18 protein-coding genes are annotated in these 15,742 nt (G+C 57.0%); 10 read left to right on the top strand and 8 right to left on the bottom strand.

Annotation, left to right across the window (positions count from 1 at the left end; genetic code table 11):
• Positions 1 to 24: 24 nt before the first annotated feature.
• The 6 genes from ACR0JG_RS12980 to rpsF all read right to left on the bottom strand — a co-directional run bounded on the left by ACR0JG_RS12980 (position 25) and on the right by rpsF (position 3,859).
• Positions 25 to 879, bottom strand: a complete 855-nt coding sequence (locus ACR0JG_RS12980; protein WP_170396444.1) for an acyl-homoserine-lactone synthase — start codon at positions 877 to 879, stop codon at positions 25 to 27.
• Positions 880 to 998: 119 nt separating this feature from the next.
• Positions 999 to 1,700 (bottom strand): autoinducer binding domain-containing protein, encoded by a 702-nt coding sequence (locus tag ACR0JG_RS12975; protein WP_170396446.1) that lies wholly within the window; start codon positions 1,698 to 1,700, stop codon positions 999 to 1,001.
• Positions 1,701 to 1,978: 278 nt separating this feature from the next.
• Positions 1,979 to 2,464 (bottom strand): lytic transglycosylase domain-containing protein, encoded by a 486-nt coding sequence (locus tag ACR0JG_RS12970; protein WP_170511990.1) that lies wholly within the window; start codon positions 2,462 to 2,464, stop codon positions 1,979 to 1,981.
• A gap of 153 nt (positions 2,465 to 2,617) precedes the next feature.
• Positions 2,618 to 3,238 (bottom strand): 50S ribosomal protein L9, encoded by a 621-nt coding sequence (rplI, locus tag ACR0JG_RS12965; RefSeq protein ID WP_170396450.1) that lies wholly within the window; start codon positions 3,236 to 3,238, stop codon positions 2,618 to 2,620.
• 12 nt (positions 3,239 to 3,250) lie between these two features.
• A complete protein-coding gene (gene rpsR, locus ACR0JG_RS12960) occupies positions 3,251 to 3,478 on the bottom strand; it encodes a 30S ribosomal protein S18 (RefSeq protein ID WP_005608650.1) in 228 nt (75 codons plus the stop codon).
• Between the two features lie 27 nt (positions 3,479 to 3,505).
• The gene (gene rpsF, locus ACR0JG_RS12955) at positions 3,506 to 3,859 is read right to left on the bottom strand and encodes a 30S ribosomal protein S6 (protein ID WP_068332653.1); all 354 of its coding nucleotides are present in this window, start codon (positions 3,857 to 3,859) and stop codon (positions 3,506 to 3,508) included.
• Positions 3,860 to 4,137: 278 nt separating this feature from the next.
• Here rpsF and ACR0JG_RS12950 point away from each other — a divergent pair, with 278 nt between their 5' ends.
• Both ACR0JG_RS12950 and ACR0JG_RS12945 read left to right on the top strand, forming a co-directional pair.
• A complete protein-coding gene (locus tag ACR0JG_RS12950; protein ID WP_255612061.1) occupies positions 4,138 to 4,647 on the top strand; it encodes a hypothetical protein in 510 nt (169 codons plus the stop codon).
• 126 nt (positions 4,648 to 4,773) lie between these two features.
• On the top strand, positions 4,774 to 5,346 hold the full coding sequence (locus ACR0JG_RS12945) for a YceI family protein (protein WP_480570248.1): 573 nt from the start codon (positions 4,774 to 4,776) through the stop codon (positions 5,344 to 5,346).
• A 54-nt stretch (positions 5,347 to 5,400) separates the two neighbouring features.
• Here ACR0JG_RS12945 and ACR0JG_RS12940 read toward each other — a convergent pair whose 3' ends face one another.
• Positions 5,401 to 6,630, bottom strand: coding sequence for a cytochrome b/b6 domain-containing protein (locus ACR0JG_RS12940; RefSeq protein ID WP_480570245.1), 1,230 nt, complete (start codon positions 6,628 to 6,630; stop codon positions 5,401 to 5,403).
• Between the two features lie 172 nt (positions 6,631 to 6,802).
• On the opposite strand from ACR0JG_RS12940, the gene fabD reads away from it, so the two are divergent.
• The 7 genes from fabD (at position 6,803) to mltG (ending at position 13,142) form a co-directional block, all read left to right on the top strand.
• Entirely contained in the window at positions 6,803 to 7,741 is a 939-nt protein-coding gene (gene fabD / locus ACR0JG_RS12935) for an ACP S-malonyltransferase (RefSeq protein ID WP_170734832.1), read from the top strand.
• A gap of 44 nt (positions 7,742 to 7,785) precedes the next feature.
• Positions 7,786 to 8,523 carry a 3-oxoacyl-[acyl-carrier-protein] reductase gene (fabG, locus tag ACR0JG_RS12930; protein ID WP_170396459.1) on the top strand — a complete coding sequence of 246 codons (738 nt, stop codon included), beginning with the start codon at positions 7,786 to 7,788 and terminating at the stop codon, positions 8,521 to 8,523.
• 210 nt (positions 8,524 to 8,733) lie between these two features.
• On the top strand, positions 8,734 to 8,967 hold the full coding sequence (locus ACR0JG_RS12925) for an acyl carrier protein (protein ID WP_008756330.1): 234 nt from the start codon (positions 8,734 to 8,736) through the stop codon (positions 8,965 to 8,967).
• A gap of 141 nt (positions 8,968 to 9,108) precedes the next feature.
• On the top strand, positions 9,109 to 9,648 hold the full coding sequence (locus tag ACR0JG_RS12920) for a GNAT family N-acetyltransferase (protein ID WP_170403143.1): 540 nt from the start codon (positions 9,109 to 9,111) through the stop codon (positions 9,646 to 9,648).
• Positions 9,649 to 9,771: 123 nt separating this feature from the next.
• The gene (locus ACR0JG_RS12915) at positions 9,772 to 10,515 is read left to right on the top strand and encodes a 1-(5-phosphoribosyl)-5-[(5-phosphoribosylamino)methylideneamino]imidazole-4-carboxamide isomerase (RefSeq protein WP_480570240.1); all 744 of its coding nucleotides are present in this window, start codon (positions 9,772 to 9,774) and stop codon (positions 10,513 to 10,515) included.
• Between the two features lie 203 nt (positions 10,516 to 10,718).
• Positions 10,719 to 11,984 carry a beta-ketoacyl-ACP synthase II gene (fabF, locus tag ACR0JG_RS12910; RefSeq protein WP_170403139.1) on the top strand — a complete coding sequence of 422 codons (1,266 nt, stop codon included), beginning with the start codon at positions 10,719 to 10,721 and terminating at the stop codon, positions 11,982 to 11,984.
• The gene (mltG, locus tag ACR0JG_RS12905; RefSeq protein WP_170512919.1) at positions 11,985 to 13,142 is read left to right on the top strand and encodes an endolytic transglycosylase MltG; all 1,158 of its coding nucleotides are present in this window, start codon (positions 11,985 to 11,987) and stop codon (positions 13,140 to 13,142) included.
• Between the two features lie 113 nt (positions 13,143 to 13,255).
• Here the strand turns inward: mltG and ACR0JG_RS12900 are convergent, their stop codons facing one another.
• Positions 13,256 to 14,515: a DEAD/DEAH box helicase gene (locus ACR0JG_RS12900; RefSeq protein ID WP_170512921.1), complete on the bottom strand. Its 1,260-nt coding sequence runs from the start codon at positions 14,513 to 14,515 to the stop codon at positions 13,256 to 13,258.
• Positions 14,516 to 14,840: 325 nt separating this feature from the next.
• Between ACR0JG_RS12900 and ACR0JG_RS12895 the strand changes: the two genes are divergently transcribed.
• Positions 14,841 to 15,728, top strand: a complete 888-nt coding sequence (locus ACR0JG_RS12895; RefSeq protein ID WP_170663694.1) for a DMT family transporter — start codon at positions 14,841 to 14,843, stop codon at positions 15,726 to 15,728.
• Positions 15,729 to 15,742: the final 14 nt, after the last annotated feature.

The raw sequence follows: 15,742 nt of genomic DNA, 5'->3' as shown, positions 1-15,742 counted from the left end.
GCTTTGTACTATGAGGTGAGGGGGTCAGGCCTCATGAGCAAAAGCACGGGGGGTCTGTAACAGAGCGGTCTTCTGCTCTGGGGTGAATGTGTCGGACAGCGCTTCGATCAGTTTCAGCACTGCCTGCCTTTCTTCTTCCGTCTTGGCCGCACTCATCTGTTCGACAAAGTACTTCTCAAGATCGGTGAGCGGCTTGTGGTCGCGATTTGCCGGGCTGAGTTTGGCGGCCTTTTTGGCCTCGAAGAACTCCAACGCCTTTTCTTCTTCGATAAAGACATCGTGGTGAATGTCTGCGAATTCGCGAAGACCCGAAATCCTCTCTTCTGTGCAATCCAGCAACGCCGCCATGGCCGGTACCTTGCCCATCGGAACGGTTTCGCCCACATAGTCGTAAGGCGCACAGTTCGAGCGTTTGAGAACGCGGTTCATAACCGGGTCAATCACGGTGATGATGTCCTGGATACCCGCACTACGGCAGTATTCCAGAGATCCGATCATCAGCTCACAGGTCGCGTAAGAAACCGAGTTCTTCTCTTTTCCTCGGGTCAGTCGCTGCGTGTCGACGCAGAAGCGGGTGGATTCCCACATGGTCGCGCTGCGCATTGGCGCTTCGCCGCATAAGATATCCGAGAACACATCTGAAAGCATGTGCGGGCCGGTTGTCTGGAGTGCACGTACTGCGGCTACGACGTTCCCCTCATCGTCGAGACCAATTACGTATGCAGGATCCAGGTGATCGAACTGATCGATTTCTTTGCCGTCTTCGATGTGGACATCCCATCCAAGTCGTCCACCAAAAACCCGAGCGCGCAGTTCGAACATATCGTCAAGAACTTCGGTGAACAGATGTCTGTTCAGCCCATCAACTACCAAAATCATGTTAACCCCCTTCGAGTGATCTGTCTGTGGATAAGACGTTACCCGGTTTCCACAGCGAATCTATTGGGGGTTTCCCGTAATATTGGCTTTTTTTAGCCCAATTTCGGCAAAATTTGGCTTTATCCTGGGTAGATTAAGCCGATTCCGATGGCCCGACCGACAGCCTGCGGAGTCGTCAGTGCATTAAGCTTTTCGCGAGAAGAGCGCAAGTGCACCTCAACCGTGCGGTGCGAAATCGACAGGATATCGCCGATATCTTGTTGCGATTTACCCGCTGCGGCCCATTGCAAAATCTCCAATTCTCGGCTGGAGAGGGTCGGGTGGTACAGCATCCGGCTGATCGTATCCGATGTCATGACATTGTCATGGATGTGTACGGCCAATGATTGCAGGTCACTTATCACGTTGGGCACCAGTTTCTTCCACTCATCCCGGCTGCACTCGCGCACTGCGCTAAGCAAGCCGATATCTCCGTACGGCCCGCGAACCGGAATCGTAATGCCTTGATCTGGAATGCCAAAATCATGTGCATCGCGAAAAACGCGCTGGAAATCTTTACCGCGTTCCAGACGGCTCCAGTCGACCGGAGCGATACTGCGCTGGCTCATGTGCAGCGTCGGATCGATCAGGTGCAGGCCTTGCTCTTGATAGTGGGTTTTCCAGTCGTCCCCATAGGTCACATGGCCGTGAATCGTACCTGCAGCAGGATTCATACCCGCATAGGCTGCGTGGTCCATTTCATATTTGTCACAGACCTGACGCAGGAACTCGTCATACCGAGTATCCTGTTCGGGAAGAGTGCTGAGATCAACAATATCCATACGGTAACGACCAGTTAGACCCGAGTGAGCGGGCGGATCCCCTTGGCCAGGAAAATGATACTGTCTTCCCTGACGTCAAGCAGGACACCACATTTCGCTTGTCAAGACAAGAAGATGTGGGAAATGTCTGCCTTTTATAGGTAAATGTGCCTTTCGGGCACACAATTATGCACCTTTAAAAGATTTAACGTCAGAGTTGTGCAGTAGGTCATGGGATTCGCCGTGGCATTTCGAAGGTTATGTATGTGCATTACAATCGAAATGCGAATTAAACATGCCTATTCTGTGGCAGAAACCAGACCCGTCTCGACGAGCATGCCTCTGGCCTTTGCTTCGGGCCAATATCCTTTGGCATAAAGAAAGATGGCACGTTGTTGATCTCCATCAGACAAAAGCCAGGCGCCTCGCAGGTATTTTCCGGCGAACTCCAGATTGGTATCGGCGTCCAGCAGGCCTTCGGCATTTCCAGTATAACCCATTGATCGCGCAGTGGCCGGGAGGATTTGCAGAAGCCCATAATAGGGCCGGTTCACCGCCCACGGTCGATGTGTACTTTCACGGATGGCCAGCTTGTGCACCAACTCCCGCGGGAGCTCGTAGTGGTCAGCCCATTTGTTGATCGAGGCGCGAAGCTCGGGTGTTTCATTGGGGTAGAGGGGGGGATCGAACGTATCGCCGGAACCTGAGCTGCCAGGACTGCCACAAGCTGCAAGCGGTGCCATAAGCAACAAGGTTAAGACGCGGCGACGAAGGAGGGGGGTCATCAAAATACTCCTGATTGCGAATGGCGATGATATGAAACCCTCGCCGGTCTGCAAGGCCAGGCGAACAATCGGGCCGAATTTTGCTTGCGATGTAACAAAAAGAAAAAGGGCCGCGTAAAAGCGCGGCCCTTTGATATTGGATATGCAGCCAGATCAGGCTTTTGCTTCGTCTTCTTCGACCGGAGCTTCTTCGGCAACCAGATCTTCGTCTTCCGAAGCGGCAGAGCCTATGTCGTCGAACAGTTCGGCGATTTCGAATTCGGCAGCGGCTTCTTCTTCAGCAGCCAATTCCTGGATCGATTTGCCCGATGCCTGCAGTTCGGCTTCTTCTTCCGAACGTGCGACGTTCATCTTGATCTCGACTTCTACCTCGGGGTGCAGGTTGACTGCGACCGAGTGCAGACCCAGTTCCTTAATCGGAGCGATCAGGGCAATCTGTTTCTTGTCGACGGTGAAACCAGCTTCGGTTGCAGCGTCTGCGGCGTCACGCGGGGTGACCGAACCGTACAGAGCGCCGGCATCCGATGCCGAGCGAATCACGATGAACTGCTGACCGTCCAGCTTTTCAGCCAGCGCTTCAGCTTCTTTCTTGGTTTCCAGGTTGCGTGCCTCAAGTTGGGCTTTCTGGGCTTCGAACGACGCGATGTTGGCGTTCGATGCGCTCAGCGCTTTGCCTTGGGGCAGCAGGAAGTTGCGGGCGTAGCCGGGCTTGACGTCAACGACGTCGCCCATCTGACCCAGTTTCGCAACGCGTTCCAGAAGGATAACTTGCATGTCAGTCTCTCCTTACTTCACGGCGTAGGGCAGCAGGGCGAGGAAGCGGGCGCGCTTGATAGCACGGGCCAGTTCACGCTGCTTTTTCGCCGAAACGGCGGTAATGCGCGAAGGTACGATCTTGCCACGCTCAGAGATGTAGCGCTGCAGCAGACGAGTGTCTTTGTAGTCGATTTTCGGCGCGTTCTCACCCGAGAACGGGCAGACCTTGCGGCGGCGGAAAAATGGTTTTGCGGCCATGGTTTATGTCCTTTCGTCAGGCGTTGATCAGCGGCGCTCGCGGCGGCCTTCGCGCTCATCGCGCTTCTGCATCTGGACCGAGGGGCCCTCGGCATGCTCGTCGACCTTGATGGTCAGAACGCGCATCACGTCATCATGCAGGCGCATCAGGCGTTCCATTTCCTGAACCGCACCCGAAGGGGCATCGGTTTTCAGGAAGGCATAGTGGCCTTTGCGGTTCTTGTTGATCTTGTAAGCCATCGTCTTGACGCCCCAGTACTCGCTTTCGACGACGTTGCCGCCGTTGTCAGCCAGAACGGTGCCGAAATGTTCGACAAGGCTTTCTGCCTGCGCGTTGGACAAATCCTGACGCGCGATCATTACATGCTCATACAGTGGCATGTGCACTCCTGTTTATATCAAGGCGCATTTCAAAGGCGGGGCCAGATGATCCTTCGCGACCCTGCCACGAGAGGCTGCGCGATTCATAACTCCTGCGAAGGATGGCCCCGTATACACGTTTGAGCGGGCGGGGCAAGCCCTGCCACATATGCCTTTGTGAAGTCGCCCTATTTCCACTGGTGCGCCCAATTCCTGACGCTTTTCGCCTCGAGGTTGTTCATGAAGCCGGGAGAACCCGGTAGATTGGAAAACATAGACAGGGCAAGACAATGGCCGTCATGAACACAAACACTTTTGAACAATCGGCGCCTGCCGCGGTATTTGATAAATCCGTCCCCGTTCTGATTACGTTTGCACCGAATTGGCGGGCTCGGATGTTTCTTCTGCGTGCCGTTGGTGTCTTTCTGATCGTGTCGGCCTTTTCGATGTGGTTGATGCCGGGTTCGGTTATGGGAGCCGAGGTTTGGCCTATCAAGTTGGTCGCTTCGCTGATGTTCCTGATTGTTGGTGTCAGCCTGCTGACCATCGAGGTGATGGATGCGCGCCCAGACGCTTATTTTGACCCAATCCGCCGCGAGGTTCGCATTCTCCAGAAAAACGAAAATGGTCGGCCGCAAACGGTATTGCGCCGCAGCTACGACTCGCTGGGTGGCGCGCGTTTTGCTGACGACCAGGTCGAACTGTACGATGTAGACGGAAGCCTGCTGATGAAGCTGCCACTGGAATCGGCGGATGTTGGCTCAGCGCTCAAAGGTCAACTCAGCCAAAACGTAACAATTTTCGCCTGATTTTTATTCTGTTCAAAAAGGAACAGAAGTTGTGAATCAAAAAAACTTGTGTGCCGCCCTTGGGCGGCACATTTTCGTAGGTGAGCAACCCACCCGGTTTGCAACAACACCATTGCGGAGATTGTTATGAAATCCACCCTTATTGCTGCTGCTTTGGCCGTTTCGGCCACGACTGCTTTTGCCAGCGCAGAAAAATACACGCTGGACCCTAGCCACAGCCAGGTTCTTTTCAGCTATAACCACCTGGGTTTTTCAACCACCTACGGCATGTTCTCGGGTTTTGAGGGCGAGATCATGTTCGATCAGGAAGATCCCGGCGCTTCCAGCGTGACCGTGTCGATGCCGGTCGTCGAGATGTTCACCGGTTGGAAACCTCGCGAAGATCACTTCATGACCGAAGATTTCTTTGGCGCAGCCGAAGGTGATCTGGTGACCTTCACTTCAACCGGTATTGAGGTCACTGGCGAGAACACAGCCAACATCACCGGTGATCTGACCATGAATGGCATCACCAAATCCGTGGTTTTGGATGCCAAGCTGAACCAGGTGGGTGAGCACCCGATGGCGGGCAAGCCATGGGCCGGATTTGACGCCACCACAACGCTGGTGCGCAGCGATTTTGATCTGGGCCAATTCGCTCCGTTCGTGGGTGACGAGGTCGAGGTCAAGATTTCGATCGAGGCGCAGAAGGCCGACTAATCCCTTCATGATCCCAAAAAAGGAACCGCCGGGGTTATGCGCCCCTGCGGTTTTTCATTTGTCGTCGCGGCCTGCCGTCAATTCAACTGCGACGATAACCGTGAACCCCAACGAATCTTCGGTGGGTTGCGATTTTCCAACGTCGAAATCCATTCGGTTGAGTTCCAGATTCCCCGACATCGTCGCTGCATCGTCGGCCAGTTCCAGTGTAAATGGCAGGACGACATCGATAGATTTGTCCCGGATTGTCAGAGGTCCTCGCGCCTCATAACCCGCATCCGTTTTGAACAGGTCGGCCTTAAATTGAGCCGTAGGAAACTGCGCACTGTCAAAGAAATCCGCACCCATCGCTTGGTCGGTGACTGTGCCGAGGCTGAGTGAGCCAATGGCAATCGTTACATCGACGGAACCGGCCAATCCCGGCTCGGCGGGATCCTCAAACGCTATCGCTGCAGTCCAGTCAGCAAACTCGCCGCTTACGGGACTGCCCAATTGCGAGATAGTAATCGACAGGGATCCGTCTTCGACCTCCCATTCCGATTGAACTTGCGCAAGTTCGGCCGTGTCTTCGGTTGCTTTGGACTGGTCGTCAAAGACACCGGTGGACCAACCTCCGACCAGCACCGCGCCCCAGATTGCCAAGGCGGCGAAGGCGGGAACAATGGAATGGTGCTGTGCCGGGGGTTCCGGCGCGTCCGATTGGCCGGGCAGCATACGGCGCAGGGTACTGTCTTTGTCCACGACATGGTGTTTCAGCGCGCCCGCTATGTGCAGCACGAGCGCCACACCCAGGGCCCAGACGAAAAGCCAATGCAGGCTGGCGCTGATGTCTGCAAGGAAAGCTGACTTCGGAATAAGCGGCAGGTTCTGACCAAGGGGCCATAGGATCGGCGCGAAGCCGTCGGTGGCGGCGTGGTGGATCCAGCCGCTGAGCGGAGCCAGAACAAGCGAGCCGTACAGCAGCCAGTGCACAGTTTCGGCGGCGAAGGCCTCGGGTTTGTTTTCAGCGTTCAGCAAGCCCGGCTTCGTCTGGGTAACAGCCCAAAGGATTCGGGCCAGTGCGACGAAGAACACGGTAACACCAATGGTTTTGTGCAGTGAAAACAGCTGGGCGGCGCGGGCGATGTCATCCTCGGTCGTGGGAATGCTCGGATCGTAAATCGCATGGGCCAATTGGTTCGCGAACCAGCCCAGCGGCAGAGCCGTCAGGATCAGTAGCGCGGTCAGCCAGTGAAATGCTTTGGTTACACCACCATAGCTGGACCGGGTGTTGGTAAGGGGCATCGATTGGCTCTCCGAGTTTCTGAATTGAGGGTAAGTTAAATGGATGCCGTGTGGACACAAGACAGAGAAATGCACAGTAAAGGTGTCCTGATGCAGAACGCAGGCAATGCTTGTGCCGCGCCGATTGTCAGTTTAAACCCCGCCGAAATCTGACGTCACGCAAGAGGCACCAATGACACGCGCGTTTGTTTTCCCCGGGCAGGGCGCCCAGACCATCGGAATGGGCAAGGCCTTGGCTGAGGCATATCCAGCCGCCCGCGCCGTTTTCGATGAGGTCGATGAGGCCTTGGGCGAAAAACTGAGCGATCTGATCTGGGACGGCGATATCGCAGAGCTGACCCTGACTCAGAATGCACAGCCCGCGCTGATGGCAACCTCGATGGCCGCAATGCGCGCACTTGAGGCCGAAGGCGTTTCGATTTCAATGGCATCTTATGTGGCGGGTCACTCGCTGGGTGAATACTCGGCGCTGGCTGCGGCCGGAGCCTTGACGGTTGCCGATACTGCCCGCCTGCTGCGGACGCGCGGGCAGGCGATGCAAAGTGCAGTGCCGGTGGGCGAGGGCGCAATGGCCGCCATTCTGGGGCTCGATCTTGAAGCGGTGCGCGCCGTTGCGGAAGAGGCCGCGCAAGATGAGGTCTGTCAGGCTGCCAATGACAATGACCCAACCCAGGTAGTCGTTTCTGGTTCAAAAGCCGCCGTCGAGCGCGCAGCCGAGATCGCCAAGGAAAAAGGTGCCAAGCGTGCAATTATGTTGCCGGTAAGTGCTCCATTTCACTGTGCGCTGATGCAGCCTGCGGCAGATGTAATGGCAGAGGCATTGGCTTCGGTCGAAATCAAAGCGCCTGCCGTGCCTTTGGTTGCGAATGTTCGCGCCGAAGCTGTGGCTGATCCAGATATGATCCGTCAGTTGCTGGTGGAACAGGTCACCGGCTCGGTTCGGTGGCGTGAGAGCGTACAGTACATGGTCGCGCAGGGTGTGACCGAAGCGTGGGAGATCGGCGCGGGCAAAGCTCTGTCGGGCATGATCCGCAAGATCGATCGAGCATTGGCGTGCACAGCGGTCGGGACGCCTGAAGATATACAAAAAGCCGTTAACCCCGGCGCATGAACAAGGGACAGCCGCCGGATTCGGCGGCCAGAGAGGAAACATAGATGTTTGATTTGACAGGTAAGAATGCGCTAATCACCGGTGCTTCGGGTGGTATTGGCGGCGATATCGCCCGCGCGCTTTACGACGCTGGTGCAACTGTTGGCCTTTCCGGAACGCGCGTGGAGCCTCTGCAAGCTCTGGCCGACAGCCTTGGCGATCGTGCGCATGTCTTGCCGTGTAACCTGAGCGATCCCGAAGCCGTCGAGGCCCTGCCGAAACAAGCGGCTGAGGCGATGGGCTCGGTTGATATTCTGGTGAACAACGCAGGCATCACACGCGACAACCTGTTCATGCGCATGTCGGATGAAGAATGGCAGAGCGTGATCGACGTGAACATGACCGCAACGATGAAGCTGTGCAAAGGCGTGATCCGGGGCATGATGAAGGCGCGCTGGGGTCGGATCGTCAATGTCTCGTCCGTTGTGGCTGCGATCGGAAACCCAGGGCAGGCGAACTATGCTGCTTCCAAAGCGGGTATGATCGGCTTTTCCAAGGCGCTGGCGCATGAGGTTGCGACCCGTGGCATTACCGTTAATGCGGTTGCGCCGGGCTTTATCACAACCGCGATGACCGAGAAGCTGACGGATGAGCAAAAGAAGGGGCTGCTGCTCAAGGTTCCGGCCGGTCGTATGGGTGATCCGCAGGAAATCGCAGCCGCTGTGCTGTATCTGGCAAGCCCTGAAGCAGGTTATGTTACCGGAAGCACCTTGCATGTGAATGGCGGTATGGCCATGTTGTAATCGCAATTCAGGGTGGGCGCGAAAGCGTTTGCCTTGTGCGTTGTCTGTGCTATAGGCGGCGCATATGCGCAGGAACCGGTCCAAGGGCCGGTTCTCTGATTTCCCGGGGACCCGGGACCCAAACCGCCCGGAAAGGGCAAAACAAGTCCACCCCGAACGGGCAAGGGCAGAACCGGGCGGACAGCCCTGAAATTGAAATGAGGAATAGACATGAGCGACGTCGCAGATCGCGTAAAGAAGATCGTTGTTGAGCACCTGGGTGTTGAAGAGGACAAGGTTGCCGAAAACGCCTCGTTCATCGACGATCTGGGCGCAGACAGCCTGGACACCGTTGAGCTGGTAATGGCGTTCGAAGAAGAGTTCGGCATCGAGATTCCGGACGACGCAGCCGAGACCATCCAGACCTTTGGCGACGCGGTCAAATTCATCAGCGAAGCTTCCTAAGCTGACCTGACTGAGACAAAAACGGCGCTTCCGGGCAACGGAAGCGCCGTTTTTTTATGCTCTGCCACATTTCGCGCTTGCTTTGAGGCGTTGAGGCTCCGCACTCTGACACCTGAGGCAAGTTTCTGAGCGGGCAAGGGCATGATAAGATCCACCCCGATGATCAATACGGCGCGTCTGACCTTGTGTGCAATGCGCCCCGAGGATTTCAACCGGTTCGCCGAAATCTGGCGCGACCCCGAAGTTGTACGCCATATCGGAGGCACCCCGAAAACGCGCGGCGAGGCGTGGGATTCTTTCCTGCGCAACGCTGGACATTGGCAGATGACCGGGTTCGGTCAATGGGGTGTGATGCTGCAGTCGAATCGTACTCTGATCGGGCAAGCCGGGTTCTTCTATGGCAACCGGTCCCTGGGCGATGATTTCGATGGTTTTCCCGAAGCCGGGTGGGTTCTGGCCCCGGACATGCAGGGGCAAGGATACGGGTGTGAGGCCGCGCAGGCGGCGCACGACTGGTTCGACCGGATCATTCCGGGCCCGTTGGTTGCGCTGATCGACGCGGACCATGCAGCCTCACAGCGATTGGCTGAAAAGCTGGGCTACAAGCTGTTGCGCGAAGCTGAATACCGCGACACCCCCGTTCATCTGTTTCGCCGTGACGGACCTCCGACACGGGTGTGAAACGCATTAGGCAGTGCGATGCCGCAAAATGGACTAGCTTTGCCGATCTTGTGAAATAAAGCGGCAAACTGAGACTCTATGCTATCGTGGAATTACGGAATGATTCAGCGGAGGATATGAATCATGATGATTTACCCCACGATGGAGTTGCAGAACGGTCGGTGCGTTACGCTGGACAAGGGGCGTCTGGATGAAGCGATGATCTGGCATGTAGATCCAGTCGAGACCGCGCGCGGCTGGTCTGCGGCTGGAGCAGAATGGATGCAGCTTACGGATTTTGATGCGATCGAAGGCCGGGATACCAATTCCGAACTGATCGAAGAAATCATTCGCTCCTCTGAAATGTCAGTGCAGTTGGCAGGGGGGATGCGGACCCGCGAGCATGTTGAACATTGGATCAACAAAGGGGCCGGTCGAATCGTGATTGGCACACTTGCGGCCTGGGACCCGCAGTTAGTTAAGGAACTGGCCAAGCTTTATCCCGACCAGATCGTGTTGGCGGTCGATGTTTGGCAAGGGCAAGTGATGACCGAAGGTTGGCGCAGCCAAAGTGCGTTTACCCCGGAAGCCTTCATCGAAGCTTTCGCGGATACGCCTCTTGCAGCAATTTTGGTGACCGATATCGATAGTGATATGGAAGATGTCGAGGCGCAGCTGGGTCTGATTTCAGGACTGGCCGAAAAATCGCGTACACCGATCATAGCCAGCGGTATCGTGCGTACCAGCGACGATATCTCTCGTCTCGCCTATATCTCGAATATTTCGGGTGCGATCGTTGGCCGGGCACTGTTCCGCAAGTCCGTCGATCTGTCCGAAGCATTGGAGGTCGCCCAATCGGCACACGAGCCAGTCGCCGAGTTCCAGTAAACTTCAGTACCAGACGACCCGCCTTTCCCGTTGAAGGAAGGGCGGGTTTTTGCCTTTCAGGCATCGTTCAACTCAATTGACAGAGGATTTGAACAGGTTACGGCACAAGGATGCCGGTTCAGAATATGCCGTTGCTCTTGCCCCCGCACCCCGGGCCGGGGTATGAGCGGTTCTCATAACAGGAAGCAGGCAAGAGGCACTTCATGCGCAGAGTCGTTGTAACCGGTCTTGGATTGGTCACTCCTTTGGCCAGTGGGGTTGAGGAAACATGGTCACGGCTGCTGGATGGCGAATCCGGCGCAGGACCAATCACGCAGTTTGATGCCGAGGCAAGCGGGGTCACCACGACCTATGCCTGCGAAGTGCCGCGCGGAGATGGCACCAATGGGACATTCAACCCCGACGACTGGATGCCGCCGAAAGAACAGCGCAAGATCGAGGATTTCATCCTATATTCCATCGCTGCAGCCGAGATGGCTTGCAAGGATGCCAATTGGCTGCCCGAAGACGAAGAAGACCGCCTGCGCACGGGCGTTCTGATTGGGTCCGGTATCGGTGGGCTGGGATCAATTGCCAACACGGCCAACCTGATCCGCGACAAAGGTCCGCGCAGGGTTTCTCCGTTCTTTATCCCGGGCGCGCTGATCAATCTGGCCTCGGGGCAGGTTTCGATCCGTCATGGGTTCAAGGGGCCGAACCACTCGGTCGTGACTGCTTGCTCGACCGGTGCTCATGCGATCGGTGATGCCAGCCGCATCATCCGCGCCGGGGATGCAGACGTGATGATCGCAGGTGGAGGCGAGGGCTGTATTTGCGAAATCGGTATCGCCGGCTTCAACGCCTGCAAGGCGCTGTCGACCAAATACGCCGATGATCCAAAGAAAGCGAGCCGCCCCTATGACATCGACCGCGACGGTTTCGTCATGGGCGAAGGTGCAGGCATTGTAGTTCTTGAGGATTACGAACACGCCAAAGCGCGCGGTGCCAAGATTTACGCCGAGGTTCTGGGCTATGGCATGTCGGGTGACGCTTATCACATCACCGCGCCGTCCGAGGATGGCGACGGGGCCGAACGCTCGATGAAAGCAGCGCTGCGTAGTGCGGGGCTTGAGCCGAAGGATCTGGATTATATTAACGCGCATGGGACCTCGACCATGGCGGATACGATTGAGCTGGGCGCGGTAGAACGCCTGCTGGGGGATCACGCCAGCAACGCGACGATGACTTCGACCAAATCGGCCACTGGTCACCTGCTGGGCGCCGCTGGCGCGATTGAGGCGATCTTCTCTATCCTTGCGATCCGCGATCAGGTTGCACCACCGACGATCAATCTGGACAATCCAGCAGTTGAAACTCCGATCGATTTGGCCCCGAATGCCAAGCGCGAGCGTGAGATCAACGTGGCCTTGTCAAATTCGTTCGGCTTCGGCGGCACCAATGCAAGTGTGATCTTCGGAAAGGTCAACTAAATGTGGCGAGCGCTCGCTTCGAACGCGTTGACAATACTGATCGTTGGGCTGTTCCTGATGGGCGGTGTCGTCCTGTGGGGGCAGTCGCAATACAAGTCCGAAGGACCGCTGGAAACCGCGATCTGCCTGCAGGTAAAGCCAGGCTCCAACATGACACGGGTCAGCCGCGACCTCGAGGATCAAGGTGCGATCAGCAGTGGGTTGATTTTCCGCTTAGCTGCTGATTACACAGACAAATCTCAGCAGCTGAAAGCGGGTAGCTTTCTGGTTCGCGAAGGCGCGTCGATGGAGCAAATCGTCGACGACATAACTCATAGCGGCGCCAGCACTTGCGGGACCGAGATCGAATACCGCATTGGCGTGACCCGTATGCAGACCCGCGTGCGGGAGCTGAACCCGGCGACTCTGGATTTTGATGAGGTGGCTTCCTTTGTGATCGGCGAAGAGGACGCCCCGGAAGTTTATGCAGAAAAACGCGGTGAGGCGGATACGCGTTATCGCATCTCGTTAGCTGAAGGCGTCACCAGTTGGCAGATTGTCGAGTCGCTAAAGGCGATGGATTTGCTAACCGGCGAAGTAGCCGAATTGCCAGCTGAAGGGATGTTGGCCCCTGACAGTTATGAGGTCAGACCCGGTGAAGATCGGAATGCAATTCTTGCTGAAATGCAGGAAAAGCAGCAGCTTAGAATCAACGCGGCGTGGGAGGGGCGTCAGGATGGTTTACCTCTGAACAGCCCCGAAGAGATGCTGATCTTGGCTTCGATCATCGAAAAAGAAACAGGTCAGCCGGAAGAGCGTGGCCAGGTAGCCAGCGTTTTCGTTAACCGTCTGAACCAAGGTATGAGGCTGCAGACAGACCCGACGGTGATCTATGGTGTAACCAAAGGGCAGGGTACTTTGGGTCGCGGTTTGCGGCAAAGCGAACTGCGCCGTGCGACGCCTTGGAACACCTATGTCATCGAAGGGCTGCCACCCACCCCGATTGCCAATCCGGGTCTCGCGAGCCTTGAGGCTGCGGTGGCACCTGACAACACGGATTTCATCTTCTTTGTTGCGGACGGAACCGGTGGTCATGCCTTTGCCGAGACCCTGCAAGAGCACAATCGCAACGTCGCAAAGTGGCGTGAGATCGAGGCTGAGCGGAATTCCGGGAACTGATTCAATCGTCCGTGTTGTGCAGGTTTGAAACGGCACTTTGTCCGACTTGTACAACACGAAGCTTTGACCCCGATAAAGCAACGGCCCGGTCAATCGACCGGGCCGTTGCTTATTCAGGCCGCTTTCGCGCGACGCGGTCGGCGGCGTTTCTGACCGCCCGGTTTGGGCGCACCAGAGTGCTGAGGTTTCGGGCCGCGACGGCGGTTGCTTGGGCGGCGCGGGGTTTTCTTTGGTGAGATTGCTTCAGGCATCTCACCGCTGGCGACCGGGATTTCGATCTTCATTAGCTTCTGAATCTGACGCAGCAGGTCGACCTCTTCCGCCGAGCAGAAGGCAATGGCCTCGCCCTCGCGGCCTGCACGAGCGGTGCGGCCGATGCGGTGGACATAGTTGTCCGGTACCTCGGGCAGGTCGTAGTTGATCACATAGGCCACGCCCGGAATATCGATGCCGCGCGCGGCGACGTCGGTAGCGACCAGAACATTGACCTCACCGGCGCGGAACGCCTTGATGGCGCGGTCGCGTTGGCCCTGACTTTTGTTGCCGTGGATCGAGGCTGCATTGTAGCCATCGGCGACAAGCCCCTTCATCAGCTTTTCGGCCCCGTGTTTTGTGCGGGAGAAGACCAACGTCAGCGCGTCCATGTCAGCCGAGAGGATCTCGCGCAGTTTGGCGGGTTTTGCAGGCTTTTCAACAAAGTGGATCGACTGCGTGATCTTGTCGGCTGCTTTGCCGGGGGGCGAGACCTGCACCCGTTGCGGGTTGGTCAAATAGGCACGGCTGAGCTCTTCCATTTGCTTCGGCATGGTGGCTGAGAACAGCATGGTTTGGCGCGGCGTGCCCAGTTCCGGCGCGATCCGACGCAGGGCATGGATGAAGCCCATATCGAGCATCTGGTCAGCCTCGTCCAGCACAAGGTGCTTGACTGAACCCAGATTAACCGCACCGCGATCCATCAGGTCGATCAGGCGACCGGGGGTGGCGACAAGAATGTCGGTGCCGCGCGCCAGAAACATGATCTGCTTGTTGATCGACTGACCGCCAACCACGGTCGCGACGCGGATCTTGGTTTTCTTGGTCAAGTTGCGAAGGCTGTCGGCGATCTGGTTGACCAACTCGCGGGTGGGCGCAAGGATCAGCGCCTTGGCGGTTTTGGGATCGGGCTTGCCGGGCTGGGCCAGCAGATGGTCGATCAGCGGCAGGCCAAAGGCCAATGTCTTACCTGTACCGGTCTGGGCGAGGCCAAGGATATCGTGACCATTCAGGGCCAGCGGGATCGCCTGGTTCTGGATCGGGGTCGGTTGAGTGAAGTTGGCGCGTTTGAGCGCATCATTTAGAGCGGGCGCAAGGCCCAGCATATCGAAGTCGAACAAATATCTATCCTTTACAGCCCAAGGCAATGGCCCACGGGCAAGTCGTGATGGGCCGCATCCGCGACCGGCAGGGGTTGTGCGAAACCTCAGGACGTGCAGGCGTTCCCTGCAGCATCTGGTTGTCGCGTCAAGAACCCTGCGTGATGGGGAACTATGGGTGAATCGGGCGCTGTTGGGGGCGGTGTCGCCCACGTGCTCACGCGGTAGCGCTGTTTGAGGGGCACATGCGCCTTGCGGTCGCGATTGTCAAGCGCCGTGTCGGCGATAAGCTTGCGCGGGTTGCGCGTTTGCCAGATACGGTTCGGAAGGTTTTATGAGTCGGGTCATGACATTCAGAGCTTTACACGGAGCGGATTTGAGGACCGCCAGCGTCGCCCTTGTCATCGGCGGGATGATGTGGGGGCTGTACTGGATTCCGGTTCGCTACTTTGTCGACCAAGGACTGGATGGCCCATGGCCCGGTATTGTGATGTACACCTCGGCGTTGATCGTACTGACGCCTTTCCTGATGCGCGAACGGCAAGCGCTTTTGAAAGACTGGCGCGGGCTGATCTTGAGCGGGATGTTCACCGGTGCTGCGTTCAGCTTGTTTACCATCAGTCTGGTTTACACAGATGTCGTCCGGTCAATCCTGCTGTTCTATCTGACACCGGTCTGGGGAACGATCCTTGGAATGGTGTTTCTGGGTGAGCGTCTTGGCCCGGCGCGCGTGCTGGGCTTACTCTGCGGTCTGGGTGGCATGTTCATCGTGCTTGGCGGAGAACAGGGGTTTCCCTGGCCGCGCAATGCTGGAGACTGGCTGGCCCTGATCTCGGGTATCACTTGGGCGATGGGATCGCTGGGGCTTTATCGGACGTCCGGTATTTCTGTTCCGGGGCAGGTTTTTGCCTTTGTTTCAGGCGCTTTGGTGTTGTCTCTGCTGAGCCTTCCATTCGGCGGCGGTTTGGCGTCATCAGAGGCAGTCGGCGAGATGGTTATACGTATCGGCCCGGTCGCGTTGCTGTCGGTCCTGTACACCTTGCCGATGTTTTTTCTGACGATTTGGCCCGCAACCAAGCTGACCCCGGCACGCGTTGGTCTACTGCTGATGAGCGAAGTTGTGGTGGGCCTGATCTCGGCGGCGGTCTTCTCGGGCGAGCCGTTTGGGATGAGAGAAGCATTGGGTGCGGCTTTGATCGTAAGCGCTGCGTTTCTTGAGGTCATGCGGGGCTGATCGTTAACGGATCG

Source organism: Ruegeria sp. AD5 (genome assembly GCF_056542345.1).
This window is presented reverse-complemented; position numbering and strand designations above follow the sequence as displayed.

Coding starts and splice junctions, on each gene's coding strand:
- ACR0JG_RS12980 (WP_170396444.1), bottom strand. CDS start 879: ATGATTTTGGTAGTTGATGGGCTGAACAGACATCTGTTCACCGAAGTT.
- ACR0JG_RS12975 (WP_170396446.1), bottom strand. CDS start 1,700: ATGGATATTGTTGATCTCAGCACTCTTCCCGAACAGGATACTCGGTAT.
- ACR0JG_RS12970 (WP_170511990.1), bottom strand. CDS start 2,464: ATGACCCCCCTCCTTCGTCGCCGCGTCTTAACCTTGTTGCTTATGGCA.
- rplI (WP_170396450.1), bottom strand. CDS start 3,238: ATGCAAGTTATCCTTCTGGAACGCGTTGCGAAACTGGGTCAGATGGGC.
- rpsR (WP_005608650.1), bottom strand. CDS start 3,478: ATGGCCGCAAAACCATTTTTCCGCCGCCGCAAGGTCTGCCCGTTCTCG.
- rpsF (WP_068332653.1), bottom strand. CDS start 3,859: ATGCCACTGTATGAGCATGTAATGATCGCGCGTCAGGATTTGTCCAAC.
- ACR0JG_RS12950 (WP_255612061.1), top strand. CDS start 4,138: ATGAACACAAACACTTTTGAACAATCGGCGCCTGCCGCGGTATTTGAT.
- ACR0JG_RS12945 (WP_480570248.1), top strand. CDS start 4,774: ATGAAATCCACCCTTATTGCTGCTGCTTTGGCCGTTTCGGCCACGACT.
- ACR0JG_RS12940 (WP_480570245.1), bottom strand. CDS start 6,630: ATGCCCCTTACCAACACCCGGTCCAGCTATGGTGGTGTAACCAAAGCA.
- fabD (WP_170734832.1), top strand. CDS start 6,803: ATGACACGCGCGTTTGTTTTCCCCGGGCAGGGCGCCCAGACCATCGGA.
- fabG (WP_170396459.1), top strand. CDS start 7,786: ATGTTTGATTTGACAGGTAAGAATGCGCTAATCACCGGTGCTTCGGGT.
- ACR0JG_RS12925 (WP_008756330.1), top strand. CDS start 8,734: ATGAGCGACGTCGCAGATCGCGTAAAGAAGATCGTTGTTGAGCACCTG.
- ACR0JG_RS12920 (WP_170403143.1), top strand. CDS start 9,109: ATGATAAGATCCACCCCGATGATCAATACGGCGCGTCTGACCTTGTGT.
- ACR0JG_RS12915 (WP_480570240.1), top strand. CDS start 9,772: ATGATGATTTACCCCACGATGGAGTTGCAGAACGGTCGGTGCGTTACG.
- fabF (WP_170403139.1), top strand. CDS start 10,719: ATGCGCAGAGTCGTTGTAACCGGTCTTGGATTGGTCACTCCTTTGGCC.
- mltG (WP_170512919.1), top strand. CDS start 11,985: ATGTGGCGAGCGCTCGCTTCGAACGCGTTGACAATACTGATCGTTGGG.
- ACR0JG_RS12895 (WP_170663694.1), top strand. CDS start 14,841: ATGACATTCAGAGCTTTACACGGAGCGGATTTGAGGACCGCCAGCGTC.